General features: G+C 35.2%; 1 protein-coding gene. It reads right to left on the bottom strand.

Annotated features, from left to right (window positions below; genetic code table 11):
- Nucleotides 1-921: 921 nt before the first annotated feature.
- Nucleotides 922-4289: hypothetical protein (locus H4K33_RS16120; protein WP_182650828.1), on the bottom strand; the 3368-nt coding region annotated here is incomplete at its 5' end.

The following is a 4289-nucleotide window of genomic DNA, read 5'->3' as shown; positions in this document are numbered from 1 at the left end:
TGACATAATCGTCAATTCAGCAGATTTATTAGGTGTAGTTGTTCCTATTCCCACCTGAGCGTGTACCACTGAGACTAGCAGCAAAGCTCCAATTGAAAATAATTTTCTTTTCATTTTTATCAATTTAGTTTTATCTATTCTTATTTTATAAGTTGTAAAGAATAAGTTGTTTTTTTTTATTTTATACAAACTAAAAACCTATTGATATTTTTTTAATATTTTAAATATATTTAACCAAATACCAATAACAACAAGCAACAAACAAAAATAATTAACAAAAAAGTTAAAAAAAATATCATAAAATACAAAAACAACATTGATACACACTTTAACTTTAAAAAATGTAAGAATACTTGATTAAAAAAAAACGTTCTCCTTTGCGTCCATATCTGTAATCTCTCAAATGCACCGATTAACAACTTTGAATACAATCACAGGTTTTAATGTTCGATCAATCTAAATACAGATGTTGTAAACGCTTCGAGTCTTCTATTTCAACATTTTTCGCAAGCCGACAAACCTCTACAAATACTAGTTGAAGAGTAAATACTTGACTACTATTTTTTTTTCCATACAGTTCCAATAGGCTGAATTGAAGCACGATTGAAACCGCCTAAAAACTAATTTCATTGAGAATATGAGCTTAAACAGAAAGAGAGCGACCTTTTGAGTCACTCTCTTTTTCTTTACTTATTTATTTCAAAAGCTCTTCCATGATAAGAGACATAATAACAACTACTACGTCGTTCTGTTTGACCATCTCATTATGTGTGTTGTAACTATAGCAATAGACATGAACTACACTTTGAAATTACTAGTCTACGCATGCAACGTTACTTGTAATGGTTTGATAAGGAGCCTGCCCAAAAACTGGGCAAGACTCCAACCAAAAAACACACAAATACTTGAACGTATTAAAATTTATTGTTTCTCAAACAAGCTTAAATAAATATTTCCGAGTTCCATATAAAATACATTTCTTGAATTCGCTGCAAATTGATGAGGCCCTGGGCCAGTATTTCTAGCAATTGAACTCGAAGTTGGTTTCACCTTAATCTCTATTGTGTTATTAGTACGCGATAGAGGAATACCAGCAAGAGGAATAAGAGTATTATAATATAGATCATCATAGTTCACTCCATGCTCTTGTCCTCCTAAATTATATTTTCTCCTCACATAGCTTCGGACTAAATTACCATTAATGTAAACGTCCACCTGTGTATATACAACAACTTCTTCGGATGAAAGTATTCCTCCTCCTGGACCTATAACATTGTCATTTGTCATTGCTTTGGCAAAAACGTAAAAGTCCAAATCCATGTACTTTGTTGCTGCAGAATTTGCATTAGTATTAAAAGAAGCTTTGTAAATGGTTGCAAGAGAAGCATTAGTTTCATAAAAATGAGTTGTCCCACCAGGTGACGCATGCATTTGAGCATAACTCCAAGAAGGTCTTGGAGTTGTTCCACTACTCTTGATTAAATACGCTGTTAATTCATACGACGGAAATTTGATATCAGTTGTCGTTCCTACTTCATTTTTATAGGTATATGAACCATTATTGTTGTTAACCAACGTTGTTTTTGTTTCATGCGCTTTCACTACTGGTTTCATATCCAAAACAGTTGACGCTCCCTTTTCGTCTGTGTATGTAATTGTTCCCGCTGTTGCATTGCTCGATATCTTGGTTACAGTTTCGTGGTATTTTACTAGTGCTTTCATATCCAATACCGTCGAAACTCCTTTTTCATCTACAAACGTAATGGTTCCTGCCGCTGTATTACTCGTGATACGGGTTACTGTTTCAAACGTTTTTACCGCATTTCTGATATCTACTGTTGCTATGTTTTTGTGCTCATCTTTGTAGGTCAAAATCCCCGTTGTTGGATTGTAAGCTAATACAGTTAAGGTATCTTCAATAATGGTTTGACTTCCATTTTCTGACGTATAGGTATACGTACCATTTTGGTTGTTAATTAACGTAGTTAGCGTCTCATTGTCTTTAATCATACCTGATAAATCAATGATTTGTTTTACTCCATTTTCATCGAGATATTCAAGCTTTGTACCATCATAATACACATTTCCTCCCGTATTTAGAATTAATTGCTCCAATTCATGTCGCACTGTCTCATTGTTGATGATTTTTTCAAACTCTTTAATTACAGATTCTGGAACATCAATAATCGTTTGGGTGCCATTCTCCGAAGTATACGTAAAGGTACCATCGCCATTGTCTACTAAAGTAGTCAGCGTTTCATTGGCTTTGACTATAGCTGAAATATCAATGATTTTCTTTATTCCATCTACATCGAGATATTCAAACTTTGTACCGTCATAATACACATTACCTCCTCCTGATATTGTTATCAATTCTAAAATCTGATTTTTAACCGTTTCATTGTTAATGATTTTTTCAAACTGATCTATAACATCCTGAGGAACATCAATAATCGTTTTTGTGCCATTTTCCGAAGTATAGGTATACGTTCCATCGCCGTTGTTTACTAAGGTAGTAAGCGTTTCGAGGGATTTGATGATCTGACTTAAATCAATCACGCGCACAACACCATTGGCATCTGCATAGGTAAATGTTGAACCATCGTAATACACATTTCCGCCACCTACTACAGTTAGGAGTTCTAATATTTTATTTTTAACCGTTTCATCACTGATGATTTTTTCAAATTCATTAATCACCGATTGTGGAACATCAATAATCGTTTGGGTGCCATTCTCCGAAGTATACGTAAAAGTACCGTTGTTATTATTTACTAAGGTAGTAAGCGTTTCATTGGCTTTGACAACTTGACTTAAATCAATATCGCGAACAACGCCATTGGCATCAACATAGGTGAATTTTGTACCATTATAATACACATTTCCGCCACCCACTACAGTTATCAGTTCTAATATTTTATTTTTAACCGTTTCATTGTTGATGATCTTTTCAAACTGATCTATAACATCTTGTGGTACATTAACAATTGTTTTTGTACCATTCTCCGAAGTATAGGTATACGTTCCATCGCCGTTGTTTACTAAGGTAGTAAGCGTTTCGAGGGATTTGACGATCTGGCTTAAATCAATCTCACGAACAACACCATTGGCATCTGCATAGGTAAATCTTGTACCATCGTAATACACATTTCCGCCACCCACTACAGTTAGGAGTTCTAATATTTTATTTTTAACCGTTTCATTGTTGATGATCTTTTCAAACTGATCTATAACATCTTGTGGTACATTAACAATCGTTTTTGTGCCATTCTCCGAAGTATAGGTATACGTTCCATCTCCGTTATTTACTAAGGTAGTCAGCGTTTCGAGGGATTTGACGATCTGGCTTAGGTCAATCTCACGAATAACGCCATTGGCATCTGCATAGGTAAATCTTGTACCATCGTAATACACATTTCCGCCACCTACTACAGTTAGGAGTTCTAATATTTTATTTTTAACTGTTTCATTGTTGATGATTTTCTCAAACTGATCAATCACATCTTGTGGTACATTAACAATCGTTTTTGTGCCGTTCTCTGACGTATAGGTATACGTTCCATCTCCGTTGTTTACTAAGGTAGTAAGCGTTTCGAGGGATTTGACGATCTGACTTAGGTCAATCTCACGAACAACACCATTGGCATCTGCATAGGTAAATTTTGTACCATCGTAATACACATTTCCGCCACCCACTACAGTTATCAGTTCTAATATCTTATTTTTAACCGTTTCATTGTTGATAATCTTTTCAAACTGATCTATAACATCTTGTGGTACATTAACAATCGTTTGGGTGCCGTTCTCTGACGTATAGGTATACGTTCCATCGCCGTTGTTTACTAAGGTAGTAAGCGTTTCGAGGGATTTAACGATCTGGCTTAGGTCAATCTCACGAACAACGCCATTGGCATCTGCATAGGTAAATGTTGAACCATCGTAATACACATTTCCGCCACCCACTACAGTTAGGAGTTCTAATATCTTATTTTTAACCGTTTCATTGTTGATGATCTTTTCAAACTGATCGATCACATCTTGTGGTACATTAACAATCGTTTTTGTGCCGTTCTCTGACGTATAGGTATACGTTCCATCGCCGTTGTTTACTAAGGTAGTAAGCGTTTCGAGGGATTTGACGATCTGGCTTAGGTCAATCTCACGAACAACACCATTGGCATCTGCATAGGTAAATCTTGTACCATCGTAATACACATTTCCGCCACCTACTACAGTTAGGAGTTCTAATATTTTATTTTTAACTGTTTCATTGTTGATGATCTTTTCAA

It is taken from the genome of Myroides sp. WP-1, assembly GCF_014145635.1.
Classification (GTDB): domain Bacteria; phylum Bacteroidota; class Bacteroidia; order Flavobacteriales; family Flavobacteriaceae; genus Flavobacterium.
Note: the sequence above shows the minus strand (reverse complement) of the source record. Positions and strands in the feature narration are given on the sequence as shown.